Below are 26,840 nucleotides of genomic sequence, written 5' to 3' on the forward strand. Positions count from 1 at the left end.
TTCCGGAAAAGGAATCAAGATTGGAGCACATCAGTTTTACTAATATGTGAATTGATAGAAGGAAGCCGAACACCTAAATGGTGACGGCTTCCTTTTTATCCCTTCTGAAATATATGAAACTTAAGTTGTATTTTCCTACTATTTATAGTAAAATATAGAGGTAACATATAAATACTCTGACAGGAGGGTAATATTATGGAAATAGAATCTATTTGTTGGCTCGTTTTATTTATTCTCCTTATTGTAATCGAACTTGCTACGATGGGTTTGACAACAATCTGGTTTGCAGGAGGATCCGTTGCAGGGTTCATTGTATCGGTTCTGGATGGAAATATTCTACTTCAAATCCTGGCATTTGTTATTGTCTCCGTGGTACTTTTGATTTTTACAAGACCATTTGCAGTCAGATATGTGAATAAAAATCGGACTAAGACGAATGTGGATAGTTTGGTTGGCAAGAAGGCAATCGTAACCAAAGCGATTGACAATCTTCTGGGGGAAGGCCAGGCAGTGGTGAATGGCTTGGAATGGACTGCCCGCACAGGTGATGATAAAGTGAAGATTGCAGAAGGGAAGACCGTAGTAATCGAGCGGATCAGCGGAGTGAAATTAATTGTAAAAGAGAAGGAGAATTAAGTTATGGATACTAACGTTTCATCGGTTTTTGTACCTATTTTGATTATTGTGTTAATCATTATTTTATTATTGTTAGTGGTATCTTGTATTAAGATTGTTCCTCAGGCTCAGGCATTAGTTGTAGAACGACTTGGCGGATACCAGGGAACCTGGTCTGTAGGCTTACATTTTAAAGTTCCTTTTATCGACAGAATTGCTAAAAAAGTGTTATTAAAAGAGCAGGTTGTAGATTTTGCACCTCAGCCTGTTATTACCAAAGATAATGTAACGATGCGAATTGATACGGTTGTATTCTTCCAGATAACAGATCCGAAGCTTTTTGCATATGGAGTTGAGAATCCGATTATGGCAATCGAAAATCTGACAGCCACCACCTTACGTAATATTATCGGTGACATGGAACTGGATCAGACGCTTACCTCCAGAGAGATTATTAATACAAAGATGCGTTCATCTCTAGATATTGCAACAGATCCATGGGGAATCAAGGTTAACCGCGTGGAATTAAAGAATATTATTCCGCCGGCAGCTATTCAGGATGCCATGGAAAAACAGATGAAGGCTGAACGTGAACGAAGAGAATCGATTCTTCGTGCGGAAGGTGAGAAGAGATCTACAGTTCTGGTAGCTGAAGGACATAAAGAATCTACTATTTTAGAAGCAGAAGCAGAAAAACAGTCAGCAATCCTTCGTGCAGAAGCACAAAAGGAAAGGATGATCCGTGAAGCTGAAGGTGAAGCAGAAGCAATTATTAAAGTACAGAAAGCAAATGCAGACGGTATCCGTTTCTTAAAAGAAGCTGGAGCAGATCAGTCCGTATTAGCACTTAAGAGCTTCGAAGCATTAGAGAAAGTAGCAGATGGTCAGGCAACTAAGATTATTATTCCGTCTGAGATACAAAATGTAGCAGGGCTTGTAAAGTCCATTACGGAAATTGCAAAGGATATTTAATAAGTAAAGAAGTTCAACAGAGTAAAATGATGGGCGAGAAGAAGTAAAGGGCTGTGGGGATTTGGCAGAAGGGATTAGAAATTCTGCTTTATTCCCACAGTTTTTATGTTCTATAAGAGATAATATGTTGAACAAAACGAAGAACAGTGGTATGATGGAAAACAAATCACGATATTATTTGGTCAATACGGTACCAGGAGCACAAATAGGAGGAAAGATGATGAATTTAAAAGGACGCAGTTTTTTAACATTAAAAGATTTCACTTCTGAAGAAATAGAATACCTGCTGGAACTTGCAGGAGAACTTAAGGAAAAAAAGAAACGCGGTGTACTGGGAAACAGTCTGCGTGGAAAAAATGTTGCTTTGATTTTTGAAAAGCCATCAACCAGAACTAGATGTGCATTTACTATCGGCTGTACAGATGAAGGCGGTCATCCGGAGTATTTGGGAAAGGATGATATACAGTTAGGCCATAAAGAAAGTGTGGAAGATACCGCAAGAGTACTGGGACGTATGTTTGACGGAATTGAATTTCGCGGATTCAAGCATGAAACAGTTGAAAAACTGGCAGAATATGCAGGAGTACCGGTGTGGAACGGTTTGACAGATGATTATCATCCAACGCAGATTCTGGCTGATATGCTCACAATGAAGGAACATTTCGGTTATCTGAAAGGACTTCGTTTTGTATACTTAGGCGACGGACGCAATAATATGGCAAACAGTCTGATGATCGGATGCGCCAAACTGGGTGTTCATTTCACAATTATTGCACCCAGGGAATTATGGCCGAAAGATGATCTGGTAGCGTTATGTGAAGGATACGCGAAGGATTCTCAGGCAACGGTTACAATAACAGATTCTACAGACGGTGTTCAGGATGCGGATGTGCTCTATACGGATGTATGGTGCTCCATGGGTGAAGAGGACAAGGCTGCAGAACGTATTGCGTTATTATCACCATATCAGATTAACAGTGAACTGATGCATAAAACAGGCAAAGATACAACTATTTTTATGCATTGCCTGCCTGCAGTAAAAGGAAAAGAAGTTACAGAAGAAGTATTTGAATCGGCAGCTTCTGTTGTATTTGATGAAGCTGAGAACCGTATGCATACAATCAAAGCTGTTATGGTAGCAACTCTTGGCGAGTAATTTTCGTATGGGAGAAAGCCAGCCGGCTTGCGCTATTCAGGGGTATTAATATGAAGAAATTTGCAAATAAGAGATCTCTGGATCTTGAGGTGGCAGGGACAATAGCCAGTTTCGCCATAATTATATTAACGGTGGCAGCATTTTGGGATTATCAGTATGGGCAGCGGATATTTATAGCCGTGTTTCTTATGGGGACGATACTCAATGGAAGTCTTGCCGGTATGAACTGGTATCGGCGTCATATTGCGGCGGGAATTCTGTTTACCATTCTGACAATGATTTATCTCGGTGTCTGCGTGTATGCCGCACTGGCAGTTTAGAATTTAAGACACGCTCAAGGAGGGCAATGATTTGTGAAAAGTAAAATATTAGATGCGCTTCGCAGTGCCGAAGACTATGTCTCCGGGCAGGAGCTCTGTGAAAAATTCGGTGTCACCAGAACGGCAATCTGGAAGGCAATGAACCAGCTGAAAGAAGAAGGATATGAGATAGAAGCAATTTCCAATAAAGGATATCGGCTGAAAGGGTGCCCGGACAGCGTGAAAGCAGAGGAACTGCTCAGCCTGTTGAATACGAAGTGGGCAGGACAGCAGATCGCTTATATTCAGGAAGTGGATTCTACCAATAATTATGCCAGGCGGCTGGCAGAAAATGGTGCGGTACATGGAACTCTGGCAGTAACAGACCGTCAGTACGGCGGTAAGGGAAGACGGGGTAAAACCTGGAGTATGCCGGAAAAAAGCTCTGTGGCAATGACATTAATCATACGCCCTCAGATGAATCCGGGGAAAGCATCTATGCTGACACTGGTGATGGGACTTGCAGTAGCTAGAGCTGTGCATCGCATGCTGGGACTTCCGGCGAAGATTAAATGGCCTAACGATGTGGTATTAAACGGCAGGAAAATCTGTGGGATTCTCACAGAGATGAGTGCAGAGATGGAAGCGGTGAATTATATTGTAATCGGTGCAGGCATCAATGTAAATATGAACGAAATACCTAAAGAAATTGAAGCCGTGGCAACATCTTTATCGCTGGAATGTAATAAGAAGATCCATCGCGCAGAAGTAATTCAGTATTGCATGGAAGAGTTTGAGCGGTGTTACGAGAAATTTATGCAGACACAGGATTTATCCCTTTTATTAGAAGAATATAATGAGGTCCTTGTAAATAGAGGAAATATGGTGAAGGTGCTGGAACCAGGCAATGTGTATACGGGAATGTCAGATGGTATTAACAGCCAGGGTGAACTGCTTGTTACCAAAGAAAGCGGAGAACAGGTTCGGGTGTTTGCAGGTGAGGTATCTGTCCGTGGATTTTACGGATATGTATAAAGTAAACAGGTGTCAGGAGGAAACGATGTACCAGGATAAAGTAGTATTATGCGGAGCAAGCGCATATGAGCAAAAATTTTATTTAAATGAGAACTTCGCCGCTCTTCCCGACAGTATAAAAGACGAGTTGAAGATTATGTGCGTCTTATATACTCAGGACGTGGGGGGAGTGTTAACCCTTGAATTTGAAGAGGATGGAACGCTTTGTTTTCATACTGAGGCTCATGAATCGGATTATGCCTATGATGAAATCGGGAGCGTGCTAAAGATCAAAGAACTTCAGAGGAGCAAAGAGGAACTGCTTCGCTCACTGGAGATGTATTATAAAGTATTTTTTCTTGGAGAAGACTATGAAGATTAAGATAGGCAGCGTAGAGCTGGCAAATCCATTTGTCTTAGCGCCGATGGCAGGGGTAACTGACCTGCCATTTCGCTTGCTTTGCAAAGAGCAGGGGGCAGGACTTTTAAGTATGGAGATGGTGAGTGCAAAAGCGATTTCCTTCCATAATAAGAATACAGAAAAACTAATGGAAATAGAAAAATCAGAACATCCCATAGCGTTGCAGCTTTTTGGATCAGATCCCCATATTATCAGTGAAATGGCAAAGGAAATTGAAGAAAAAGAATTTGATATTCTGGATATTAATATGGGATGTCCGGTCCCGAAGGTAGTGAATAACCAGGAAGGTTCCGCACTCATGAAAGATCCCGGGAGAGTTGAGGCAATTGTAAGCAAAACTGTAAAAGCCGTAAATAAACCGGTAACCGTCAAGATCAGAAAAGGTTTTGACGAAGAGCATGTTAATGCGGTAGAGATAGCCAGAATTATAGAAGGATGCGGAGCGGCGGCAATTACGATACATGGCAGAACCAGAGAACAGTATTATTCCGGAGAAGCAGACTGGGAAATAATAAGACAGGTAAAAGAGGCAGTTCGTATACCGGTTATCGGAAATGGTGATGTTACGGATCCACTGTCAGCTGAGAGGATGATGAAAGAGACCGGATGTGACGGAGTCATGATAGGAAGGGCGGCAAGAGGAAATCCATGGATATTCAGGGACTTGGCTGCATACTTTGAAAGGGGGGTTATACTCCCGAAACCTTCGATTCCGGAATTAAAGGAAATGATTCTCAAACATGCATCTCTTCAGCTTCAATATAAAGGGGCATATACCGGAATCCGGGAAATGAGGAAGCACGTTGCATGGTATACTGCAGGGTATCCTCATTCGGCTGCTATACGCAGATGTGTAAATGAGATTGAGAGTATGGAACAGTTGGAAAAAATGCTGGAAGAGAAATTTTAATATCTGGAAGATACTGGATGGCGCTATTTCGACTTTGAGATTCTTGACAATTTGCCATTGATAGGATATAATACTGTGATTGTTACGTAAACGTACGATTCACCTCATTTTATAGAATGGGAACAGTCCTATAAACTGAGGTGTTTCGTTCGAAGGGGCTTGAAAACAAATACAAGAATAGATGTAGGAAGGGTGCAATAAGAATGGAAGAAAAGAAGAACTTATTAACTTATGCGGGATTAAAAAGCCTGGAAGAAGAGCTTCATGATTTAAAGGTTGTAAAAAGAAAAGAAGTTGCCGGTAAGATTAAAGAGGCAAGAGAGCAGGGCGACCTGTCCGAAAATGCGGAATACGATGCAGCGAAAGATGAACAGAGAGATATAGAAGCAAGAATTGAGCAGATTGAAAAAATCTTAAAAAATGCAGAAGTTATTGTGGAAGATGAAGTTGATTTAGACAAAATCAGCGTTGGATGTGCTGTGAAAGTATATGATGCTGAATTTGAAGAAGAACTGGACTTTAAGATCGTAGGTTCTTCCGAAGCAAACAGTCTTCAGGGTAAGATTTCAAATGAGTCTCCGGTTGGAAAAGCATTAATCGGCGCTAAAGTTGGCGATGAAGTAGTTGTGGAAACCCAGGCGGGAGATATGAAATATAAGGTTTTAGAAATACAAAGATCCATTTAATGAAGGAGGAAAGACAGTGGCTGAACAGAAGAAGGTACAGGAACAGGATATTAATCAGTTGTTAAAGGTACGCCGCGAGAAGCTGGAAGAATTACAGGCGAACGGTAATAATCCTTTTGAAATTATGAAATATGATGTAGACCATCATAGCAGAGAAGTGAAAGAGAATTTTGAAGAGCTGGAAGGCAAACAGGTTTCCCTGGCTGGACGTATTATGTCCAAACGTGTTATGGGAAAAGCTTCTTTTTGCAATATTCAGGATCTGGAAGGAAATATCCAGTCTTATGTTGCAAGAGACAGTATCGGAGAAGAAGAATACAAAGCATTTAAGAAAATGGATATTGGTGATATCGTTGGCTTAAAGGGTGAAGTATTTAAAACAAAAACAGGTGAAATCTCAATTCATGCATCTGCAGTATCTCTGTTGTCTAAGAGTCTTCAGATCCTGCCGGAAAAATTCCATGGACTGACCAATACAGATATCCGTTACCGTCAGAGATATGTGGATTTAATCATGAACCAGGATGTGAAGGAAACCTTTGTGAAACGTTCTAAGATCATTAGCTGCATTCGTCAGTACCTGGATGGAAACGGATTTATGGAAGTAGAAACTCCGATCCTGGTTCCAAATGCAGGCGGAGCTGCTGCCAGACCTTTTGACACACATTATAATGCATTAGATGAAGATGTGCATCTGAGAATTTCTCTGGAGTTATATCTGAAGAGACTGATCGTAGGCGGACTGGAACGCGTTTATGAAATTGGACGTGTTTTCCGTAACGAAGGATTGGATACCAGACATAATCCGGAATTTACATTACTAGAGCTCTATCAGGCATATACAGATTACCATGGCATGATGGATCTGTCTGAGAACCTTTACCGTCATGTAGCGCAGGAAGTCCTGGGTACAACAGTAATTAACTATGGTGACGTGGAGATCGATTTATCCAAGCCTTTCGAACGTCTTACTATGGTAGAAGCGGTGAAGAAATATGCAGGTGTGGACTTTAATGAAATCAAGACAGAAGAAGAAGCGAAAGCTTTAGCTGATAAAAAGGGTGTACACTACGAGGCCAGACATAAAAAGGGCGATATCCTGAATCTTCTTTTTGAAGAATTTGTAGAGGAACAGCTGGTTCAGCCAACTTTTATTATGGATCATCCGGTGGAAGTATCTCCTCTTGCGAAGAGAATACCTGGAAATCCGGATTATACAGAGCGTTTCGAACTGTTTATCACAAAACGTGAGATGGCAAATGCGTTCTCCGAATTAAATGACCCAATCGACCAGCGCGGACGTTTTGAAGCACAGGAAGAATTAAAGGCTCAGGGAGACGAAGAAGCCAACAGCGTTGATGAAGACTTCTTAAATGCCCTGGAACATGGTATGCCGCCTACAGGTGGAATTGGAATCGGTATTGACCGTATGGTAATGCTGCTTACGAATGCTGCAGCGATTCGTGATGTGCTGTTATTCCCGACAATGAAGAGCATCGGCGGTTCTGATGCTTCTGCAAAAAAAGGAAAAACAGAAAATGCAGCACCGGTACAGGAAGTAAAAGCTGCGGAAGCTATCGATTTTTCAAAGGTAAAAGTGGAGCCTCTTTTTGAAGAAATGGTGGATTTTGAGACCTTCTCAAAGGCTGATTACAGAGCTGTGAAGGTAAAAGAATGTACAGCAGTTCCGAAGAGCAAGAAGCTTTTGAAGTTTGTTCTGGACGATGGTTCAGGCACAGAAAGAGTGATTTTAAGCGGTATTCACGAGTATTACGAGCCGGAAGACCTGGTTGGAAAAACTTGTATTGCAATCGTAAATCTGCCTCCAAGACCTATGATGGGAATTGATTCCTGTGGAATGCTGATTTCAGCAGTTCATGAGGATGACGGGAAAGAAGGTCTGAATCTTTTGATGGTGGATGACCGGATTCCGGCAGGTGCAAAGCTGTATTAAGATAGCTGCGTATAATTTTAGTCCTCAGAAGCGATTATGCTTCTGGGGATTTTTAGGCTTTAATAACATAATGGGTGTTTATGAATAATAAAAACAGCGTATGCAATGAAAAATAATCATTGCTTCGCTGTTTTTTTGTCCCATTATTTATTTCTATCCCTTTTTTCCATTACATAATCGGCATACTTCTGTGGTGTTAACCCGGTATATTTGCTGAACACCCGGATGAAGGTGTTGGAGCTGTTGAATCCTGTCAGGGTACTTAAGTCCTTGGTTTTCAGAAAAGGATCTTTTTCCAGCAGGGCTTTGGCCTGATTAATCCGGTAGTTATTCAGATAATCCTTAAAATTGTTGTCACTTAGCTGCTTGAATAGAATACCGCAGTATTTAGGTGAGATATTAAACTGGTCAGCAAGGTCGTTAAGCATGATGTTATCATGGTAATTCTGGTGAATATAGTCTAGCATGCGGGAGAGGACAGCCTCATCCTGGGTCTGGGTGCGCCGGTTTTTCTCACGGATGGTCTCGGTGAGAACCGTTTTGATACCAGTGATCGTCACCGAATCCGCCCAATGTGTATACCAGTGTTCGTAGTCAATGGAGCGGCCAATAAATTCCTCAGGGCAGGTTTTCATCTCCTGGAATATTCTGTTCACGGTTCCGATCAGAGCGTAGATAAAGTTCTGCAGAACCTCCATGGGCAGAACTTTGTGGATCAGGTTTTCACGGATCAGATTGTCGAACAGTTCAAGTGCCTGCTCCTGTCCTTCGATAACGGTCTGTATCAGTTTATTCTCCATAGAAAGAGGGTAGGAGTATGTAGCGGAGTCTATATCTGCTATCTGAGCATGGGTGATGATTTTGTCGTGTGGCAGCATGGGGAGATATTCTGCTATCTTCAAAGTTTCCAGGTAACAGGGATGCAGATTCTCAAAGCCTTCTTTTACCGAACTCAGAATAATCTGTTCTTCCCAGTATTTTCCTCCTTCCTCGTCCGTTTCCGGGGAAGGGGACATCACCTGGGCTGCCAGTGACTTTGCTTCCTCAAGACTGTCGGATATCAGGATCAGGGCATAACGGTACATAGATAATTTTACAAATACAAGATCATTACGCTGCAGACAGCTTTTAAAGATCAGGTTTTTATAAAGCTCCAGCTGGCAGAATCTGCTGTCATCCGGAGGAAGACTGGAATCCGGGGTAAAGCAGATCAGTCCCACACAAAAACGGCTGTTATCAGGAAAAAACGGCTTTTCTTTTGGTGCCAGGCAGCCGTTGGGGTCTGTGAGCAGATTCTGGTAATACTGTTGTGCAAGTAATGTATCCGTGGTTTTCTGGGTTGCCAGAAGGCTGTGGTTCAGGCTCTGAATTTTAGCCAGATTTTCATTCAAAATCCCAAACTCGTCATAGCTCTGGGAATCTTCCTTTATATGTGGCTGCAATACTTTATAAATTGGTTTGTACAGAAGATTTGCCACATAATAAAAGACAGCACACAGCAACACGAAAATAGCCATGACAGACACCAGGTAGAGAAAAATATTCATAGCGTTCAGACTGTACCGGTCATAGAGATAGGATATATTCCAGTTCATTGACAGAAGATGCGTATTTGCAATATAGAAGCCGGATTTCCGGACTATGTCTTTGTTGGAATCCAAGTCTTTCTGCAGTGATTTAAACAGTTTCAAATCCTCTTCATCCTGAGAACTGGATATGAAAAGTCCATTGGTGCCGGAAATCCAGTATTTCTCGGGGGTGGCAGTGCCTACCAGGGAAGAAATGGGGATATCAGCCATATAGATACATGTCCGGGGCTGTTTACAACCCTTAATCAAATAGTAAAGAGAGACAAGTGAGCCTTTTTCATCATAGTGAGGGATAACATAGGGAAACATATTTGTTTCGAAATAATGCTGTATATCTGCCAGATCCTTTGCAGACAGCCCTTTTTTCTTCAAAAATTCGGATATGGAAAAAGAACCTTCCGGCGACAGGACAGTGGAATGTGTGTTGTTTTCAAGATCAATCTGTCCGTTATTTAGGAGCAGATAGACCTGGAAGCGGGTCTCTCCGGCACCGGCATGTTTTAACAATGCCTTTTGGGCCTTGGAGGACAGAAAATAAAAATCAGGTGTCCCCTCCGAGACAGACCATTCCTTTATCAGGGAATCGTTTACAATATCCGTCATAGTATTGGAAATCTCTTTGAGTGAGGCGGCGCTCTTCTCTTCCAGTATAGTCCGGGAAACAGTGATGGAACTCATATAATTTTCTTCCGATTTTTGTGACAGGAATATTCCTGAGACAGATGCAAACGCCAGCGTCACAGCAGCGGCTAAGAGCAGGAAGACAAATTTCATTTTTTGATGATATAACCCGGAAGGATGTTTCAGCATCATCGCGCACCTCCTTTTTGGTGTAAACTGTTGGAAATTCAGTATAAATTATAATTGCATTCTGGTGATAATTCAAGTGAAAGAGCCCTATTTTACAAGGATTCGGACAAAATGGTGATCTTTTGAAAAATGATGATGCACGAAAAATGGGCGGGACATTGAAAAAAGGGTACTGAGAGAAAAGTGGGTATCCCAAAAAGCAGAGAAAAAACAGGCCGGGGAATTTGATGATTTACTTTTCAAACATGATCCGTTAAGGTTGATCTATCGACTCGAAGCGCTTCGATACTGTAGAAAGGAGAGAAAAGAGGACTTTGGCTAAACAACAAATAAAAACACAGAAGAAAAGAAATTTTTCTTTTGTTATAAAGAAAATAGTTTCAAGCAAGGAATTATATCTTCTGCTGCTTCCGGGTATTATCTGGTACCTTCTATTTGCATACCGCCCTATGACGGAACTTAAGATTGCGTTCTATGATTACAATGTATTTCAGGGCATAGAAGGCAGTACGTTTACAGGTCTGCAGAATTTTATTGAATTTTTTAAGGGGAAGGATTTTCCCAGGGTATTGAAAAACACCCTGATGATTTCTTTCTGGCAGTTATTGATCTGCTTTCCGGTGCCTATCGCACTGGCAATTTGTGTAACAGAGATGAAGAACAAGTTTGTCAGCAGGATGACGCAGATGTCCACGCTGCTTACGCACTTTATATCGGTAGTGGTGGTCTGCGGTATTGTGATTAACTTTCTTTCACCCAGTACCGGTGTGATAAATCTGGTATTGGAAAAGCTGGGTGCAGATCCGGTGTACTTTATGACAAAACCGGAATATTTCAAAGGAATCTATACTTTGATGACACTGTGGCAGAATGCAGGATTTGATGCACTGGTATATATTGCCGCAATTATGGGAATAGACCAGCAGCTTTATGAGGCAGCAACTGTGGACGGGGCAGGGAAAATGAAGAAAATTTTTCATGTGACGATTCCGGGTATGGTACCTGCTATTGTAACCATGCTGATTCTCAAGCTGGGAGGGATCATCAAGGTAGGGTACGAGGCGATTCTGCTTCTGTACCAGCCGGCAACTTATTTGGCAGCAGATGTTATATCCACCTACTCTTACCGTCTGGCATTTGAAAACGGAAACTATGGGCTGTCTGTGGCGGCTGGGTTATTTGAATCCGCGGTTGCATTCATCATGGTAATTCTTGCTAACAAAATCAGCAAGAAGATTTTCGATAACGCATTATGGTAAGGAGGAAAAGAGATGTTGAGAAATAAAATAAAACAGGGACAGGTTATCGGGTTCGAAGAAAAGATCTTCAATGTGGTGATGGTTATTCTGGGTATCCTGATTACCTTTATCGCTCTGTATCCCATATATTATGTATTGATTTCTTCCTTCAGCAAGCCATTTTTTGTTGAAAATGGGGATGTTTTACTGAAGATCAGGGAGTTTACTACAGCAAGTTATGAGGCAGTTTTTAAGCGTGACGGGCTGTGGTCAGCTTACGGAAATGCTATTTTTTACACGGTCTTCGGACTATTGGCAAATATGTTCTTTACAACTACTATGGCATATGCGTTATCGAAGAAATATCTGATGGGAAGAAAAGCTCTGACACTATTCACAGTCTTTACCATGTGGTTCAGCGCAGGGATCATTCCCACTTATATGAATTTCAGTAATCTGGGACTGCTGGACACAAGAGCGGCAATTATTTTCGGGTTCGCAATTGAGACGTATAATCTGATTATTATGAAGAGCTTTTTTGAGCAGGTGCCGGAGGCACTGGAAGAGGCGGCGTTCATTGACGGTGCAGGGCATTTCAGGGTATTATGGAATATATATCTGCCCCTATCAAAACCGGCACTTGCCACTGTAGGATTGTTTTACGGCATCAGCAGGTGGAACGGTTATTTCTGGGCAATGCAGCTTCTAAAAGATGACGGCAAGATCCCTTTGCAGGTATTCCTGAAAAAATTAATCGTGGAGAGGGTATCCAACCCTTCCGATGCGGCAATTGTGACAAAGGCATCGCTCACTTCACCTACCACGCAGGTATATGCATTGATTATACTGGCAGTTGTTCCCATGATTATTGTATTCCCTTTTATTCAAAAATATTTTAAATCAGGCCTCACCCTGGGTGGTGTCAAAGGCTAATTATAAATGGAGGATTATTCATTATGAAGAGAAAACAGATTACAGTATTATTACTGACCGCAGTTCTTGGCTTGTCTATGATATTTGGTGCAGCAGGATGCGGAAAAGTGAAGGATAGCACAGCAACTGCTTCTAAGGGAGAGGGCAGCAAAGAATTCACGGCGTTTATGTTCCTGTCCGGAACACCTTTTAATTCTGACTGGGAAGTGTGGAAAGAGGTGGAGAAGAAAACGGGTGTAAAACTCAAAGGGCTGGTTGCCTCATCCAATTCCGATTATGCTACAGCGTTCCAGAATATGGTGGCATCCGGGCAGCTGGCAGATATTATTGCATGTGATTTAACGACTGATATGGAGAAACTGGGTAAGGACGGAGGGGTTATCCCTTTAAATGATCTGATTGAGGAGCATGCCCCTCATATCAAAGAAGCACTGGATAATGACCCGAATCTGAAATATCAGGCAACAGCGGAAGACGGACATATCTATAATATCCCGTTGGGAAAAGAGCTGAAGTCTTCACAATTTTACTGGATCCGTCAGGACTGGCTGGATAAACTGGGGCTGAAGGCACCGGAAACCGTGGATGAACTCCATGATGTACTGACAGCATTTAAGAACAATGATCCCAACGGCAATGGAAAGGCAGACGAGATTCCGCTGTTTGACCGCTCTGCTACTTCGGAGACAGAAATGGGAGAGTATCTCGCACTGTGGGATTCCAGTGCATCCTTCTATCCCCGTGACGGTAAAATCACATTTGAACCGCTGACAGATAATTATAAACTTGCGGTAAAAAATCTGGCTCAGTGGTATAAAGAGGGACTGATTGATCCGGAGATTTTTACAAGAGGCATGTCCGCAAGAGATACGCTGCTTAGCAATAACACAGGTGGATTTACCCATGACTGGGTAAGTACAGGTAATTACAATGATTCTCTGGGAGAGGAAATACCGGGATTTAATATGGTGGCAATTGCACCGTTAAAAGACCAGAATGGGAATGTGAAGGAGCGTGATTACCGTTATGCTGAGTGCGGATGGGGAATCTCTTCCCAGTGCAAGGATCCGGAGAGTGCAATTGCGTTTATGGATTTCATGTTTACAGAGGAAGGTTCCGATTTGATGAACTGGGGTATCGAGGGCAGGACATACACGGTGGATGACAACGGCGGGAAAGCTTTTACAGAGGAAGTGTTCAAATCCGGACTGGCACCGGTGGAATATCTGCGTTCCCTGGGCTCACAATACCGTGCCGGTTATATCCAGGCAGCAGATTATGAGTATGCGACCATGAATGATGCAGGGAAAGCAGCAAACAAGCTTTATGATTCACATGATGAATGGTTTAGTGCTCCCAAACTTCCGGAGCTGAAACTGAGCACAGAGGATATGGATGAATACAAGAGCATCATGTCGGGAATTCAGCCAATTGTTTATGAAAAGCTGCAGAGCTGGATTTTAGGTTCCAGCAATATAGACGATGAATACGATGCATTTATTCAGGAACTTAAGGACAGGAATATTGAAAAAGCAATTGAAATTCAGCAGACGGCTTACGATAATTATATCAAAGTGACAAAATAAAAAATTATGGAGCTGCCACAAATGGTGAATTCAGCGGAACGGGAGTTGCAACAGGAGGGCATTTATGGAGAAGTTAAAAGTACAAAAAGCAGCTGCGCAGGCAGTATCTATTCTAAAAGGAAATCTGAATAACTACACATATAAATTTCCGGGATCCAATAGTGAGCATCTGTTTTACCCGGAAACAGAAAATACAGAGTGGACAACCGGATTCTGTACGGGGACATACTGGCTTGCCTATGAACTGACGGCAGAGGAAAGTTTCAGATCGGCGGCGGAGGTTCAGGTTGAGAGCTTTTATAATAGGATAAAACAGAAAATAGATGTAGACCACCATGATATGGGATTTCTATACACACCTTCCTGCGTGGCAGCATATCAGATTACGGGAAATAAAAGGGCAAAAGAGGCGGCTATTCTGGCTGCCGACCAGCTTATCAGCCGCTTTCAGGTAAAAGGGGAGTTTCTCCAGGCATGGGGAGAGCCGGGGGCAGAGGATAATTACCGCCTGATTATTGATTGTCTGCTGAATCTGCCCTTATTATACTGGGCTTCCAGAGTAACTGGGGACGGAAAGTACAGAGACGCTGCAGTACGTCATACGAAGACAAGCATCCAAAACCTGGTGCGGGAAGATAATTCCACCTACCACACTTATTTTTTTAATCCGAGAACCGGAGAGCCGTTACGGGGGGTTACGGCTCAGGGATATCAGGATGATTCTGCCTGGGCGAGAGGACAGGCCTGGGGAATATATGGCACGGCATTGGCATGGCGGTATACAAAAGATGAAACCTGCAGAGAATTGTTCCGCAAAGTGACGGATTTTTATCTAAGACATCTCCCGGAGGATATGGTTCCCTATTGGGATTTGCAGTTTCCAGAGGGGAGTCATGAACTGAGAGATTCGTCGGCCGCCGCAGCAGCAGTCTGCGGGATCATGGAAATGTGTGAAAACGGGGGACTGGAAAAGGAAGAGCAATCTTTTTATGGTAAAAGGGCTCAGAAGATGCTGGAAAGCCTGATAGACAACTATGCGGTTAGGTCACCGAAGGAAGCAAACGGACTGATCCTGCATGGTGTTTATGCGAAAAGCAGTCCATTTAACAGCGTATCCGACAGAGGGGTCGATGAATGTAATCTGTGGGGAGATTATTTCTATCTTGAGGCACTGGTCAGAAATATAAAAGACTGGAAGACGTATTGGTAACATAATATTGAGTGGGGAGCTGCCAGAGCGTGTTTGAAAATTCATACCCGCCATCTGCACGCCCCACTTTTTTAAAACACGCTATAGTACTCCGGGAAGGTTATAAAATGCCAGAAAAAAGAAAAAATAAAGTGACTTTGGAATATGGCAATGATATAATAAAAAAGTGCAGGAAGCTGGTAAAGATAAATTTACGGGGAGATAATTATGGAAAAAATAATAATCGCAGAAACGGACCGATTAATATTAAGAAGATACACAACAAGTGATTTACAGGACCTATATGAATACTTGTCCAATCCGAAAGTCCTGGAATATGAGCCATATAAGCCGATGTCAATGGAAGAGGTTAAGGAAAATCTGGAATCCAGAATTTCAACGGATGAAATGATTGCGGTTGAGCTAAAATCTACAGGTAAAATGATAGGTAATGTTTATTTGGGCAAATGCGATTGTAATTCTCTGGAAATCGGATATGTGTTTAATGAAAATTACTGGAAAAAAGGATATGCAAAAGAAAGCTGTGAAAAGCTGATTATATGGGCATTTGAAAATGGAATCCATAGGATTTGTGCGTACTGTGATCCGGACAATCAGAATTCCTGGGGATTATTGGAGAAATTGGGATTTATCAGGGAAGGATATTTAAGAAAGAACGTATATTTCTGGAAGGATGAGAATAATCAGCCTGTCTGGAAAGATACTTATATTTATGGAATACTGAATAATATATCCTAAGAAGTGTAACAGCTTTTCGGAAACTGGATGGACACATACCGGGTGCAAGGCCAGAAAAGGTGTCGGCTTGGTAATAAAAAAAGGATAATTCCAAATGGAATGTCCTTTTTTGTTTTATCAGTCATTATGCAAGCGATGATTCATTGTCCATAAGTATCCTGAAGGGAAGATTTCAGAGATCTTAAAGTTTCCGTCAATATGCGGAGCTCTTTTTCGTCACAGTCGTTTAACAAATCCCTTAATTCTTTCACGTAGAAAGACTTTGCTTCGGGAAGGCTGTCGCACAATAGATTGTCTACCGTAGTGTGGAGTGCATTTGCAATAGTGATTAATGTAGGCAGGCTTACATGGGTGACCCCTCTTTCGATATTGCTAAGATGTGGTGTAGAGATATCTACCTGTTCGGCGAGCCGTTCTTGTGTAATTTTCTGGGTTAATCTCATGGCTCGGATTCTGCGTCCGATAGCGGTATAATCAATTGTCATACTTACCCCCTGTATAATTACTTATTAAGTATTGTATTATTTGTTTTGTTATATTATAATAATCTATAACCTAAAAAATAGCTTGTGGATTATAATGGATGGAAGTATTTACCATTTTTTGACTATTTTTTAATGAAATCGACAAACTTTGGTTAAATATTACACGAACTGTGTTAAAAGTGTATTTAGCATTGCATTTACTGTGATACGGATGGTATAATTCCAAGAAATATAATTGTGCAATTATATTCGGGTAATGAAAAGAAATAAGTAAGGTGGGATGAATCATGATGCGAATCGGGATATGTGACGATGAAGCAAAGGCGGTTCAGGTAAGCAAAGATTTCATTGAGAAATTTTTGAAGAAAAACAAGTGTGAGTATGAAATTCATGAATTTTTGAATCCGGAGGAGTTATACCATTACGTAAGGGAAAGTATTTATGATTTGGATTTACTGTTTCTGGATATTGAAATAGGTGAATCTAACGGGGTTGAGGTTGCGAAAAAGCTGGAAGCATTAGATACCAGAACAAAAATTGTGTTTTTGACGAACTATCTTTGTTACAGTTCAAAAGTATATGAGGTTGACTACTGCTATTTTGTTTTGAAAAAAGACCTGGAAAAATATCTGCCAAAGATTATTGAGAAGCAAATCCAACAGAAAAGTAAGGTTGCCAGAGAACGTATTGTTGTCATGGTAAAAGGAAGAAAGATTATATTGCTTCCTATGGATATTCAGTACTTAGAAAGGGAAAAGCGCAGTACACTTGCGGTCTGCGTCGGAGAAACTGTCAGAACATCTTCCGGATTGACCGAACTGCAGGCACAGCTTGGATCGGATTACTTTGTAAGATGCCATAACAGTTATATTGTGAATCTGAATTTTGTAAAAGAATTTTGCCGTAATGAATTGATTCTGCGCAATGGGAAAAAGGTTCCGATCAGCCGAAGGTATCTGAATGATGTCCGCAGGGCATTTGCCAGGTGGCTGGGGGAAGATATCTAGAATACAATCTAATGTGAGGTGAAATAATGACGGTATTTACCGGAAAATGTGTTGCTGCCCTGTTAGAAACTGTTATATTCTATATTTTTGCCATTCGGTGCGTAGATACCGGAAATATGGACTTGAGAAAGAAGCGGATGATTCTGCTTCTTCTTGCTGTGGTGGATGGTTTGCTGATGCTGCCTGTAAAGAACGGCGGTTCTGCATTTCTGGTCTATGTGGCAGAAATCATTCTGTGGATGGCAGTCATCTATAAAATATCGGTGAAACCGGTAAATGATTTTGTGAAATTTTACGCATTTATAGAATTTTTTGGGATTATCGGTGCGGCGTTCAGTCTGATTACGAACAACATATTTGGTTTTGGCGGCGCTGCTGCTCTTTACAGTGGCGAGAATATTTTATTAGTGACTGCCGTAAACGGGGCTAAAAATATTCTTGCTGCCGCGATCATATGTGTTGTGATTAAATTCTGCGTATTTGAAAAAATTCCTTTGTGGATCTGGAAGGTATTTGCTATTGTATCCGTATTTGTGAATCTGGCTGCAACTGTCTTTATGATGAATGAAAATGCAAACCGGCTTCTCGAACCCTGGGTACTGATGTATGTGGTAGCTATGCTGTGCGTATTCGGCGGATTGCTGACCTGGTACAGCAGAGAAAACCTTAAAAGAGAGAATCAATATCTGCTGATGCAGCAAAAGCTTTTGAGAGAGCATTATAAGGTTCTGGAAGAGCAAAACGAACTGGTGCAGAAAATGCGCCACGATATTGGAAACCATCTTCAGACCATAGAAAGGCTGGTACGGGATAATCATACAGAATCTATGGGTGAAATCACAAAACGACTGAATAAAGAATATGACAAGCTTCTGCAAAGCAATATCAGCAGAAATGTAATGATTGATGCAGTACTGCATAATAAAATTACAGAGTGTGCGAAAAATAAAATTAAACTGCAGTTAAACATGGCACATTTTGTCAGTGGAAGAGTCGATGATGTTGACTGGCTCAGTATCTTTTATAATTTGTTTGATAATGCAATTGAAAGCTGCATGCGCATGGAGAATTCCCAGGAGCGCTTTATTAATGTGAAAAGCCAGTACCGTGCAGGCTATCAGGTTCTGATTTTTTGTAATGCCAGATCCGGTGAGACCAGAGCTTTGGAAGCTAAACGGGAAGGAAACTTTAAAACTTCTAAAAAAGATAAGTTCTGCCATGGTCTGGGACTTGACATTGTAAAGGGAATTGTAAAAAAATACGAAGGCAGTATGGAGTGTAAAGAGGAAGAAAAGGTTTTTCGTACGCTGGTTTCCCTGCGAGTGGGAACCACAGAAAAAAATTAGCTGCCCCCTATACTTTTTGACAGGGATTTGATAAAATATAATAATGAATATATTCTTTAAGGGAGCGTTCGGCGTTCCCTTTCAATTTACGCTAAGGAGAAAAAACGGATGAACATATTCGATATTTTGGGACCTGTTATGGTTGGACCATCAAGCTCTCATACGGCCGGGGCAGTAAGGATCGGGTTGATGGGGAGAAAGCTGCTGGGATGTATGCCCTTAAAAGCACGGATTTGTATGCATGGCTCCTTCGCGGCGACCGGAGTAGGACATGGTACAGATAAAGCCATAGTGGCAGGCCTTCTTGGAATGGAGCCGGATGATGTCAGGATTCCGGAAAGCTTTGAAATGGCAGGAGAAAAGGGATTAGAGTTTACATTTGAAGAGACAACTTTAAAGGGGGCACATCCTAATTCCGTACAGATGGTACTGGAGGATGGCCAGCACAGAAAGCTGACAGTTCAGGCTTCTTCTCTGGGTGGCGGTCGGATTATGCTGAATAAAATCAATGATGTGGAGGTCAATTGTACCTGTGAGAATCCCACATTAATTATTCATAACATGGATCAGCCCGGTTATGTTGCCGAGGTGGCATCCATGCTTTTTCAGAAGTCCGTGAATGTTGCCAATATGTCCCTGCACCGGAAAAAACGAGGGGGCTATGCGGTGATGATCATAGAGACAGACCAGAAGATTCCAAAGGAATCCATTGAGTGGCTGGAGCAGAAAGAGGGCATACTGAAGGTAACATACATTGATATAGGAGGGAACCGGTAACATGGCATATAACTCATTAGAGGAAATCTTAGAAGTATGCAGGGAATCACAGATTCCATTCTGGGAAACCATCCTGCAGGATGATATGAATGAGCGGAAAGTTACAAAAGAGGAATCTTTTGAGAAGATGATGGGTATGTGGCGGGCGATGCTTTCGTCCAGTGAAGCATATGATGAAAAACTGATTTCCAACAGCGGTCTGGTAGGCGGAAGCGGCGGTATTATGGAACAGTATATTCAAAAGGAAACACCATTGTGCGGTGCATTTATGGGAGAGGTCATTGCAGCGGCACTGCAGATGGGTGAATCCAATGCCTGCATGAAACGGATTGTGGCTGCACCCACAGCTGGTGCCTGCGGCGTACTTCCTGCTGTACTGGTCCCTTTTTACAAGAATGAGCAGACAGAGGATGCACGTATTGGAGAAGCACTGTATGTGGCTGCTGGAATTGGACAGGTTATAGCTGTCCGTGCTTATATTGCCGGAGCTTCCGGCGGCTGTCAGGCGGAAATAGGTTCGGCTAGTGCGATGGCGGCAGGGGCAATGGTACATCTCAGAGGCGGAAATGCAGGTCAGATTGCTCATGCGGCCGCGATGTCTCTTAAAAATCTGCTGGGACTGGTCTGTGATCCGGTAGCCGGTTTGGTAGAGGTTCCGTGTGTGAAGCGGAATGTGATCGGGGCGGTGAACGCACTGGCATGTGCCGATATGGCATTGGCTGGAATAGAAAGCCGGATTCCCCCAGATCAGGTGATTGATGCCATGAAAGAAGTCGGAGATCTGATGAATGTCTCCCTGCGGGAAACGGGGGAAGGCGGCCTGGCAGCCACAGCATTCGGCAGGGAAGTATCATTAAAACAGGGACAGGAAAAATTCCGCTGATCCGGAGCGTATCTGAATGAGACTTCAGGCAGATTTCTGAGATATTTGTAATTAAAACACTGCATAAGATCATGGATCTTGTCAAAAAAAGACTTGACTTCCAGCTATTGTATATGATAAGATAAACGAGCGAATGGAAGTAGGTCTTTTTTTTATGCCTAAAAATTCAACAGCCTACGCAAGCTGTTACCAAATTACAAAGAAGGCGAGGTGGAAGTTGTGCGCGTTAAAATCACATTGGCATGTACGGAATGTAAACAACGTAACTACAACATGACGAAGGATAAGAAAAATCATCCGGACAGAATGGAAACAAAAAAATACTGTAAATTCTGTAGAACACACACATCACACAAAGAAACCAAATAACTGTTAGTGATAATGCAAAGGAAGTGAATGTAATGGGAGAAACTGCAAAAACAGAAAAAGCCCCCAAGAAAAGCTGGTTTGAAGGTCTTAAATCTGAATTTAAGAAAATTATCTGGCCGGAGAAAAAAACACTTGGCAAACAGACCATTGCGGTTGTTGCCGTTTCTTGTGTATTAGGTGTCATTATAACCATTATTGATGTTATTGTACAGTATGGTATTGATTTCTTAATAAAGTAAGGGCAAGGGTGATTTTATGTCAGAAACAAACTGGTATGTAGTTCATACTTATTCAGGGTATGAGAACAAGGTTAAGGCCAACATTGAGAAAACGATTGAAAACCGGCATTTAGAAGATCAGATCATTGAGGTCAGAGTTCCGATGCAGGATGTTGTAGAAGTAAAAAATGGCGTGCAGAAGCAGGTTCAGAAGAAACTGTTTCCTGGCTATGTACTTCTGAATATGGTCATGAATGATGACACCTGGTATGTCGTTAGAAATACAAGAGGTGTTACCGGATTTGTTGGTCCTGGATCAAAACCAGTGCCACTTACCGAAGCGGAAATGCTGAATCTTGGAATCCAGGCGGACGATGTCCAGGTGGATTTCACAGAGGGAGATGCCGTTACTGTAACCGGCGGAGTCTGGAAAGATACCGTTGGAGTAATTCAGTCCATCAATCATGGTAAACAGATCGTTACCATTAATGTTGAGTTATTCGGTCGTGAAACACCAGTAGAAATAAGTTTCACAGAGATTAAAAAAATGTAACATGATATTAGACCGTCGGGTAATATTCGCAGTCTGACGGATTAGTGGGAGGGAAATCCCCCGCCAATACCACATAGGAGGTGCCTAAAAATGGCAAAAAAAGTAACAGGTTATATTAAATTACAGATTCCTGCTGGAAAGGCTACACCAGCTCCACCAGTTGGTCCGGCACTTGGACAGCACGGTGTTAACATCGTTCAGTTTACAAAGGAGTTCAACGCAAGAACAGCTGACAAAGGCGATTTAATTATCCCGGTTGTTATTACTGTATATGCAGACAGAAGCTTCAGCTTTATTACAAAAACTCCTCCGGCAGCAGTTTTATTAAAGAAAGCATGCAACCTGAAATCAGGTTCAGGCGTTCCAAATAAAACAAAAGTTGCTACAATCAGCAAAGAAAAGATCAAAGAGATCGCTGAAATGAAAATGCCAGATTTAAATGCAGCATCTGTTGAAGCTGCTATGAGCATGATCGCAGGTACCGCACGCAGCATGGGTATCACTGTTGAGGAATAATATACTTGGCAATCAAGCAAAACGTAAACTAAACAATGAAAAGTGGGAGGGAAATTCCCGCAAATACCACCAGGAGGTTATTTAATATGAAAAAAGGAAAAAGATACGCAGAGGCTGCAAAAGCAATCGACCGCGCAAATCTTTATGATACAACAGAAGCTATTTCTTTAGTAAAGAAAGCATCTGTTGCTAAATTTGATGAAACAATCGAAGCTCATATCAGAACAGGCTGTGATGGCCGTCATGCGGATCAGCAGATCCGTGGAGCTGTTGTGTTACCACACGGTACCGGTAAAAAAGTTCGTGTCTTAGTATTCGCTAAAAATGCAAAAGCTGATGAAGCTCGTGCAGCAGGCGCTGAATACGTTGGAGCAGAGGAATTAATTCCAAAGATCCAGAACGAAAACTGGTTTGAATTCGATGTAGTTGTAGCTACACCGGATATGATGGGTGTTGTTGGACGTCTTGGTCGTGTACTTGGACCAAAAGGCTTAATGCCAAACCCAAAAGCTGGTACGGTAACTATGGACGTAACAAAAGCAGTTCAGGAAATCAAAGCAGGTAAGATTGAGTACAGATTAGATAAAACAAACATTATCCACGTGCCAATCGGAAAAGCTTCTTTTACAGAGGAGCAGTTAGCGGACAACTTCCAGACGCTTATGGGTGCAATTTTAAAAGCAAAACCTTCAGCACTTAAAGGACAGTATTTAAAGAGCGTAACAGTCGCTCCTACAATGGGACCTGGTGTGAAGCTTAACACAGCAAAATTTGCATAAACCCTTATAAAGGGGTCATCGCATTAAGATTTAGTGCGATGGCCCCCTTTTTTTGCTTTTTTATCTTTTTGAATTAAAATAGTAATTTTCCTGAATCCGTAGTAAAATAAAAACAGTATTAGAGTGTATTAGAAACGGCTTGCACCGGACTGACTGCGCCCCTGGCAGGATGTGACCGTGTAATGATTGTTCTGACATGCTCTGGAACAGGAGGACAGGATAAATGGATATCGTTCAGGCAGCAGCAGCGGCACAATCCATAAAGGAAAATATAAATAGGGTGATCATAGGTAAATCAGAAGTGATAGACCTGGTTCTGACTTCACTTTTAGCAGGTGGGCATATACTGTTAGAAGACGTACCGGGTACAGGAAAGACAAAGCTGGCAAAGTCTCTTGCCAGATCCCTGGATCTTCCCTTTAGCAGAATCCAGTTTACGCCGGATTTACTGCCATCAGATATAACCGGTATCAATTATTACAATCAGAAGCAGGGAGAATTTGTATATCGTGAGGGACCTGTTTTTGCAAATATTGTTCTGGCGGATGAGATCAACAGGGCCACACCCAGAACCCAGTCAAGTCTGCTGGAATGCATGGAGGAAAAGCAGGTAACGGTAGATGGTGTGACCATGCATCTGGAGGAACCCTTTCTGGTTATTGCGACTCAGAACCCCATAGAAACAGCAGGAACTTATCCGTTGCCGGAGGCACAGCTGGACAGATTCTTAATGCAGCTGTCCATGGGAGTACCACAAGAGTCGGAAGAATTGCAGATGATGGAGCGCTTTATCAAAGGAGATCCGCTGGATGAAATAGAACCGGTGTGTTCAAAAGAAACCCTGCTTCTTATGAGTCAGGTACATAGAGATGTATTTGTTCATGCTGGGATCAGAGAATATATACTGGCACTGATTACCAAAACCAGAAAACATGAGAAGATCAAACTGGGAGTCAGCCCGCGGGGAACGCTGGCATTTGTAAAAGCAGTACAGGCTTATGCTGTCATAGAGGGCAGGGATTACGTTATTCCTGAGGATGTGAAAACACTTGCCGTTCCGGTAATGGCACACCGCCTGGTAATGTACGGCGGAATGAACCGATCCCGGAACACGGTAAATACAATAAAAGAAATCCTGGATCAGGTACCGGTTCCTACTGAGAACTGGGAAAAGTAAGGGAAGTATGGCAAGTCTGTTTGCGACATGCATGGAGAAAGGGTAAAAGAAAATTTCAGATGGAAGGCAGCCACATTGTGATACGTGAAACCTTATTATTTTGTGGCAGTATTGCAGGCGGGCCTGCAATATACAATGGGTATAAAGATGAAAATTATCCTGATTATTTTGGGACTATTTATAGTCTGGTTTATACAGCGGCTGGTATATGAAAAGAACTGGAAAAAAGGACTGAATGCGGAGGTGTCATTTGAACACAGTGCCGTAACGGAAGGAAGCGAAACGATTCTGTTTGAAATGGTAAGCAATCGTAAATGGATGATCCTGCCCACATTAAAAGTGATGTTTAAGACCGATAAAGGACTTCATTTTGAAAAACAGGAGAATATGAAAATAACGGATTACTGTTATAAATGTGACATATTTTCGCTGTTTCCGTATCAAAAAATAGTCCGGCGTCATAAGGTCACCTGTGCAAAGCGGGGATTATATGATGTGGATGAATTAGATCTGACGGCAGGTGATATCTGGTTTTCCGGGGAATATTACAGCACCTGTGAAAATAAGGCGAGGCTGTATGTGTTTCCTGCAAAGGCGGATCTGGAACGGACAGATGTTCCTTATGAAAGGATAATGGGGAATATACAGACCAGGAAATACCTTCAGGAGGATCCTTTTGCATTTGCCGGTATAAGAGAATATCAAAGTTATGATTCCATGAGGAGCATCAACTGGAAAATTTCTGCGAAGAACAGCACTTACATGGTAAATGTACATGATGCTACAGCTTCTCAGGCTATTTGTTTTCTATTTAATGCGGATCAGGATACGATTTGGCATCATGATGATCTGCTGGAAGAAGGCATCCGTATAGTAAGTACTTTAGCCAGACAGTTTTTAGAGCAGGGTGTTCCGGTTCAGTTTCTAACCAATGGGAAAGATAAAATAACAAAAGAAAGTCTGTACCTTCGTGCCGGCAGCGGGGAGGCTCACGGGGAAATGCTGGATGAGCAGCTGGCAAGGATGGATCTGACTCTGGAAGCGGAGCGTTTTCATGGCCGTATGGAAGAACTTTGTAATGGGAAAAGCGAAAATGTCCTTTATGTTTTTGTATCCACCAGCTGCAGGGAGGAACTGCAGGAAGATTTTCTAAGGCTTCGGGAACAGAGCAGGGGGTCTGTTTGGATCGCACCTGTTTATCGTGGAACGTTGTTAGATATGCATCCCGGAATCGCAGGTGACATGATTTGCTGGGAAGTAGAAAGAGGCGGTTGAGAGTGCAGGTAAAAAGGCAGGTGAAAAAATTGTCCAAAATGGTATCAAAAGGGGGCAGGCAGCAGTTTCATACGGCGTTTTTGGAAATTGCGGCACAGACATGTCTGTACTATATGATTTATGCTTCGGTGCTGGCCGGACTTTGCAAAGGGAATGTGCTGAGTAAGGATTGGTTTGTAAAAGGGATTGTGTTTGTGGTTCCGCTTGTTGTATTTTATATTTTGAGAAAAACAACTGTAAGTTTTATAGTGTTCCTTATGCTTCATATACTGATAACGGCTGGGATGTATATTTTAATACCGGATAAATCTGCCGGTCTGCTTCTGGCTTTTTGTACAGGACTCTCAGCACTTATTTCTTTGTTTCTGCGTATACAGAATAAACAGGAGCGTCCTTGGCTGGCATGGGCAGGTGTTTTTCTTGTATCCTACGGGATAGGGGGGTATACCAACAGCGAAATATTGAAGCGGGTCAGCGTACTGGCCGTCAGCGTTTTTGGATTATCTGAAATGATTCTCATATATTTAGAAAATATGCGTCAGTTTTTTGTGAAAAACAAAAGGAATACCAGTATTCCCTATGAGCGGATTCAATGGGTGGGAAATGTTATGATGCTGGTTTTTCTGTTTTGCGGGGCAGCAGTAATTTTTCTATTTAAAGACTTATCCCCGGATTTGATCCTGAATGCATTAAAAAACATAATACTGGGGATTGTGGGATGGCTTCTGGCATTTTTCTTAAAAGAGTCCAATGATGTGCCGCAGACAGAGGCATTCCAGGCACAGAATCAAATGGCTGATATGTTCACGCAGGAAATAAGTGAAAAAAGTCAGTGGCTTGAGATGCTGGAGCAAATTCTTGCAACCGTTTTAAAAGCTGCTGTAGCTGCAGGAATTGTATTTCTGGCAGCATATGGAATTTACAGAATCTACCGGAAATATAAACAGAAGATGCCGGACGAAGAGATACAGGAGTCCAGCACTTTTCTGTGGAGAGAGGAAAGGGTAAAGAAACGAAAAAACAGACGAACAATCCGGGAACTTTTTACTGGCAGCAATAACATGAAAATAAGAAAGATGTATAAAAAATTCGTGAAAGGGAGAATGAAAAAGGGCAGAATTTTGCCGGCATCCTGTATGCCGGAAGAAATTCGAATAGAATTATTTCCCGAGGTATCCGGCGGACCGAAAATGACCGAATATTATGAGATGGCGAGATATGGCATTGGAGAATGTGACAGAAATACGGTAGAAGCAATGAAAGAGACTGCAGGAAGTGAACATAAATAAAGGCAGAAGAGTATTCGAATCTGAGTATACTCTTC

The 26,840-nt window shown here is 42.1% G+C and carries 28 protein-coding genes and 1 pseudogene; 26 read left to right on the top strand and 3 right to left on the bottom strand.

Annotated features, from left to right (window positions below; genetic code table 11):
* The first annotated feature begins 195 nt into the window (after positions 1-195).
* The 9 genes from RHS_RS21610 to lysS all read left to right on the top strand — a co-directional run bounded on the left by RHS_RS21610 (position 196) and on the right by lysS (position 8,027).
* Positions 196-636, top strand: coding sequence for an NfeD family protein (locus RHS_RS21610; RefSeq protein ID WP_176731019.1), 441 nt, complete (start codon positions 196-198; stop codon positions 634-636).
* Positions 637-639: 3 nt separating this feature from the next.
* Positions 640-1,587 (top strand): SPFH domain-containing protein, encoded by a 948-nt coding sequence (locus RHS_RS21615; RefSeq protein ID WP_044289659.1) that lies wholly within the window; start codon positions 640-642, stop codon positions 1,585-1,587.
* A gap of 220 nt (positions 1,588-1,807) precedes the next feature.
* Positions 1,808-2,743, top strand: a complete 936-nt coding sequence (argF, locus tag RHS_RS21620; protein ID WP_047834349.1) for an ornithine carbamoyltransferase — start codon at positions 1,808-1,810, stop codon at positions 2,741-2,743.
* Between the two features lie 50 nt (positions 2,744-2,793).
* Complete coding sequence (locus RHS_RS21625) at positions 2,794-3,063, top strand: hypothetical protein (protein ID WP_027296035.1); 270 nt, start codon at positions 2,794-2,796, stop codon at positions 3,061-3,063.
* A gap of 33 nt (positions 3,064-3,096) precedes the next feature.
* Positions 3,097-4,077 carry a biotin--[acetyl-CoA-carboxylase] ligase gene (locus tag RHS_RS21630; protein WP_027296036.1) on the top strand — a complete coding sequence of 327 codons (981 nt, stop codon included), beginning with the start codon at positions 3,097-3,099 and terminating at the stop codon, positions 4,075-4,077.
* Positions 4,078-4,102: 25 nt separating this feature from the next.
* Entirely contained in the window at positions 4,103-4,438 is a 336-nt protein-coding gene (locus tag RHS_RS21635) for a DUF6145 family protein (RefSeq protein WP_027296037.1), read from the top strand.
* Positions 4,428-5,387: a tRNA dihydrouridine synthase DusB gene (gene dusB, locus RHS_RS21640; RefSeq protein ID WP_027296038.1), complete on the top strand. Its 960-nt coding sequence runs from the start codon at positions 4,428-4,430 to the stop codon at positions 5,385-5,387. The genes RHS_RS21635 and dusB overlap by 11 nt, the downstream gene beginning before the upstream one ends.
* A 203-nt stretch (positions 5,388-5,590) precedes the next feature.
* On the top strand, positions 5,591-6,073 hold the full coding sequence (greA, locus tag RHS_RS21645) for a transcription elongation factor GreA (RefSeq protein WP_027296039.1): 483 nt from the start codon (positions 5,591-5,593) through the stop codon (positions 6,071-6,073).
* A gap of 16 nt (positions 6,074-6,089) precedes the next feature.
* On the top strand, positions 6,090-8,027 hold the full coding sequence (gene lysS / locus RHS_RS21650; RefSeq protein ID WP_044293740.1) for a lysine--tRNA ligase: 1,938 nt from the start codon (positions 6,090-6,092) through the stop codon (positions 8,025-8,027).
* Between the two features lie 143 nt (positions 8,028-8,170).
* On the opposite strand, the gene RHS_RS21655 is transcribed toward lysS, so the two are convergent.
* Complete coding sequence (locus RHS_RS21655; protein WP_395023282.1) at positions 8,171-10,429, bottom strand: helix-turn-helix transcriptional regulator; 2,259 nt, start codon at positions 10,427-10,429, stop codon at positions 8,171-8,173.
* A 311-nt stretch (positions 10,430-10,740) separates the two neighbouring features.
* Here RHS_RS21655 and RHS_RS21660 point away from each other — a divergent pair, with 311 nt between their 5' ends.
* The 4 genes from RHS_RS21660 to RHS_RS21675 all read left to right on the top strand — a co-directional run bounded on the left by RHS_RS21660 (position 10,741) and on the right by RHS_RS21675 (position 15,393).
* Complete coding sequence (locus tag RHS_RS21660; protein WP_047834350.1) at positions 10,741-11,685, top strand: sugar ABC transporter permease; 945 nt, start codon at positions 10,741-10,743, stop codon at positions 11,683-11,685.
* Positions 11,686-11,697: 12 nt separating this feature from the next.
* Complete coding sequence (locus RHS_RS21665) at positions 11,698-12,597, top strand: carbohydrate ABC transporter permease (protein ID WP_027296054.1); 900 nt, start codon at positions 11,698-11,700, stop codon at positions 12,595-12,597.
* A gap of 23 nt (positions 12,598-12,620) precedes the next feature.
* The gene (locus RHS_RS21670; protein WP_027296055.1) at positions 12,621-14,183 is read left to right on the top strand and encodes an extracellular solute-binding protein; all 1,563 of its coding nucleotides are present in this window, start codon (positions 12,621-12,623) and stop codon (positions 14,181-14,183) included.
* Positions 14,184-14,247: 64 nt separating this feature from the next.
* A complete protein-coding gene (locus tag RHS_RS21675; RefSeq protein ID WP_047834351.1) occupies positions 14,248-15,393 on the top strand; it encodes a glycoside hydrolase family 88 protein in 1,146 nt (381 codons plus the stop codon).
* 21 nt (positions 15,394-15,414) lie between these two features.
* Here RHS_RS21675 and RHS_RS31615 read toward each other — a convergent pair.
* A pseudogene (locus RHS_RS31615) lies at positions 15,415-15,462 on the bottom strand (DUF6783 domain-containing protein); the annotation flags it as partial.
* Between the two features lie 138 nt (positions 15,463-15,600).
* On the opposite strand from RHS_RS31615, the gene RHS_RS21680 reads away from it, so the two are divergent.
* Positions 15,601-16,131: a GNAT family N-acetyltransferase gene (locus tag RHS_RS21680; protein WP_027296057.1), complete on the top strand. Its 531-nt coding sequence runs from the start codon at positions 15,601-15,603 to the stop codon at positions 16,129-16,131.
* 140 nt (positions 16,132-16,271) lie between these two features.
* On the opposite strand, the gene RHS_RS21685 is transcribed toward RHS_RS21680, so the two are convergent.
* A complete protein-coding gene (locus tag RHS_RS21685; RefSeq protein ID WP_047834352.1) occupies positions 16,272-16,616 on the bottom strand; it encodes a helix-turn-helix domain-containing protein in 345 nt (114 codons plus the stop codon).
* A gap of 287 nt (positions 16,617-16,903) precedes the next feature.
* Between RHS_RS21685 and RHS_RS21690 the strand changes: the two genes are divergently transcribed.
* The 12 genes from RHS_RS21690 to RHS_RS21740 all read left to right on the top strand — a co-directional run bounded on the left by RHS_RS21690 (position 16,904) and on the right by RHS_RS21740 (position 26,805).
* Positions 16,904-17,623 (top strand): LytTR family DNA-binding domain-containing protein, encoded by a 720-nt coding sequence (locus RHS_RS21690; protein ID WP_027296059.1) that lies wholly within the window; start codon positions 16,904-16,906, stop codon positions 17,621-17,623.
* A 26-nt stretch (positions 17,624-17,649) separates the two neighbouring features.
* Positions 17,650-18,969: a sensor histidine kinase gene (locus RHS_RS21695; RefSeq protein WP_047834353.1), complete on the top strand. Its 1,320-nt coding sequence runs from the start codon at positions 17,650-17,652 to the stop codon at positions 18,967-18,969.
* A gap of 108 nt (positions 18,970-19,077) precedes the next feature.
* The gene (gene sdaAB, locus RHS_RS21700) at positions 19,078-19,746 is read left to right on the top strand and encodes an L-serine ammonia-lyase, iron-sulfur-dependent subunit beta (RefSeq protein ID WP_044293750.1); all 669 of its coding nucleotides are present in this window, start codon (positions 19,078-19,080) and stop codon (positions 19,744-19,746) included.
* Position 19,747: 1 nt separating this feature from the next.
* Positions 19,748-20,629, top strand: a complete 882-nt coding sequence (sdaAA, locus tag RHS_RS21705) for an L-serine ammonia-lyase, iron-sulfur-dependent, subunit alpha (protein ID WP_047834354.1) — start codon at positions 19,748-19,750, stop codon at positions 20,627-20,629.
* 219 nt (positions 20,630-20,848) lie between these two features.
* Positions 20,849-20,998 (top strand): 50S ribosomal protein L33, encoded by a 150-nt coding sequence (gene rpmG, locus RHS_RS31620; protein WP_138002359.1) that lies wholly within the window; start codon positions 20,849-20,851, stop codon positions 20,996-20,998.
* A 32-nt stretch (positions 20,999-21,030) separates the two neighbouring features.
* Positions 21,031-21,237, top strand: a complete 207-nt coding sequence (gene secE, locus RHS_RS21710; RefSeq protein ID WP_027296063.1) for a preprotein translocase subunit SecE — start codon at positions 21,031-21,033, stop codon at positions 21,235-21,237.
* 16 nt (positions 21,238-21,253) lie between these two features.
* Positions 21,254-21,769, top strand: coding sequence for a transcription termination/antitermination protein NusG (nusG, locus tag RHS_RS21715; RefSeq protein WP_027296064.1), 516 nt, complete (start codon positions 21,254-21,256; stop codon positions 21,767-21,769).
* Positions 21,770-21,859: 90 nt separating this feature from the next.
* Complete coding sequence (gene rplK / locus RHS_RS21720; RefSeq protein WP_027296065.1) at positions 21,860-22,285, top strand: 50S ribosomal protein L11; 426 nt, start codon at positions 21,860-21,862, stop codon at positions 22,283-22,285.
* A gap of 86 nt (positions 22,286-22,371) precedes the next feature.
* On the top strand, positions 22,372-23,064 hold the full coding sequence (rplA, locus tag RHS_RS21725) for a 50S ribosomal protein L1 (protein ID WP_027296066.1): 693 nt from the start codon (positions 22,372-22,374) through the stop codon (positions 23,062-23,064).
* Positions 23,065-23,287: 223 nt separating this feature from the next.
* Positions 23,288-24,241, top strand: coding sequence for a MoxR family ATPase (locus RHS_RS21730; protein ID WP_027296067.1), 954 nt, complete (start codon positions 23,288-23,290; stop codon positions 24,239-24,241).
* 135 nt (positions 24,242-24,376) lie between these two features.
* On the top strand, positions 24,377-25,516 hold the full coding sequence (locus tag RHS_RS21735; protein ID WP_138002361.1) for a DUF58 domain-containing protein: 1,140 nt from the start codon (positions 24,377-24,379) through the stop codon (positions 25,514-25,516).
* A 2-nt stretch (positions 25,517-25,518) separates the two neighbouring features.
* Positions 25,519-26,805: a hypothetical protein gene (locus tag RHS_RS21740; RefSeq protein WP_047834355.1), complete on the top strand. Its 1,287-nt coding sequence runs from the start codon at positions 25,519-25,521 to the stop codon at positions 26,803-26,805.
* The last annotated feature ends 35 nt before the right edge of the window (positions 26,806-26,840 follow it).

Origin of the sequence: Robinsoniella sp. RHS (assembly GCF_001029355.1) — a bacterium.
Classification (GTDB): Bacteria; Bacillota; Clostridia; order Lachnospirales; family Lachnospiraceae; genus Robinsoniella; species Robinsoniella peoriensis.

Bases quoted from the DNA above. Each gene is read 5' to 3' on its own strand.
- RHS_RS21610 (WP_176731019.1), top strand. From the start codon at position 196: ATGGAAATAGAATCTATTTGTTGGCTCGTTTTATTTATTCTCCTTATT.
- RHS_RS21615 (WP_044289659.1), top strand. From the start codon at position 640: ATGGATACTAACGTTTCATCGGTTTTTGTACCTATTTTGATTATTGTG.
- argF (WP_047834349.1), top strand. From the start codon at position 1,808: ATGAATTTAAAAGGACGCAGTTTTTTAACATTAAAAGATTTCACTTCT.
- RHS_RS21625 (WP_027296035.1), top strand. From the start codon at position 2,794: ATGAAGAAATTTGCAAATAAGAGATCTCTGGATCTTGAGGTGGCAGGG.
- RHS_RS21635 (WP_027296037.1), top strand. From the start codon at position 4,103: ATGTACCAGGATAAAGTAGTATTATGCGGAGCAAGCGCATATGAGCAA.
- dusB (WP_027296038.1), top strand. From the start codon at position 4,428: ATGAAGATTAAGATAGGCAGCGTAGAGCTGGCAAATCCATTTGTCTTA.
- greA (WP_027296039.1), top strand. From the start codon at position 5,591: ATGGAAGAAAAGAAGAACTTATTAACTTATGCGGGATTAAAAAGCCTG.
- RHS_RS21655 (WP_395023282.1), bottom strand. From the start codon at position 10,429: ATGATGCTGAAACATCCTTCCGGGTTATATCATCAAAAAATGAAATTT.
- RHS_RS21665 (WP_027296054.1), top strand. From the start codon at position 11,698: ATGTTGAGAAATAAAATAAAACAGGGACAGGTTATCGGGTTCGAAGAA.
- RHS_RS21670 (WP_027296055.1), top strand. From the start codon at position 12,621: ATGAAGAGAAAACAGATTACAGTATTATTACTGACCGCAGTTCTTGGC.
- RHS_RS21675 (WP_047834351.1), top strand. From the start codon at position 14,248: ATGGAGAAGTTAAAAGTACAAAAAGCAGCTGCGCAGGCAGTATCTATT.
- RHS_RS21680 (WP_027296057.1), top strand. From the start codon at position 15,601: ATGGAAAAAATAATAATCGCAGAAACGGACCGATTAATATTAAGAAGA.
- RHS_RS21685 (WP_047834352.1), bottom strand. From the start codon at position 16,616: ATGACAATTGATTATACCGCTATCGGACGCAGAATCCGAGCCATGAGA.
- RHS_RS21690 (WP_027296059.1), top strand. From the start codon at position 16,904: ATGATGCGAATCGGGATATGTGACGATGAAGCAAAGGCGGTTCAGGTA.
- RHS_RS21695 (WP_047834353.1), top strand. From the start codon at position 17,650: ATGACGGTATTTACCGGAAAATGTGTTGCTGCCCTGTTAGAAACTGTT.
- sdaAB (WP_044293750.1), top strand. From the start codon at position 19,078: ATGAACATATTCGATATTTTGGGACCTGTTATGGTTGGACCATCAAGC.
- sdaAA (WP_047834354.1), top strand. From the start codon at position 19,748: ATGGCATATAACTCATTAGAGGAAATCTTAGAAGTATGCAGGGAATCA.
- secE (WP_027296063.1), top strand. From the start codon at position 21,031: ATGGGAGAAACTGCAAAAACAGAAAAAGCCCCCAAGAAAAGCTGGTTT.
- nusG (WP_027296064.1), top strand. From the start codon at position 21,254: ATGTCAGAAACAAACTGGTATGTAGTTCATACTTATTCAGGGTATGAG.
- rplK (WP_027296065.1), top strand. From the start codon at position 21,860: ATGGCAAAAAAAGTAACAGGTTATATTAAATTACAGATTCCTGCTGGA.
- rplA (WP_027296066.1), top strand. From the start codon at position 22,372: ATGAAAAAAGGAAAAAGATACGCAGAGGCTGCAAAAGCAATCGACCGC.
- RHS_RS21730 (WP_027296067.1), top strand. From the start codon at position 23,288: ATGGATATCGTTCAGGCAGCAGCAGCGGCACAATCCATAAAGGAAAAT.
- RHS_RS21735 (WP_138002361.1), top strand. From the start codon at position 24,377: ATGGGTATAAAGATGAAAATTATCCTGATTATTTTGGGACTATTTATA.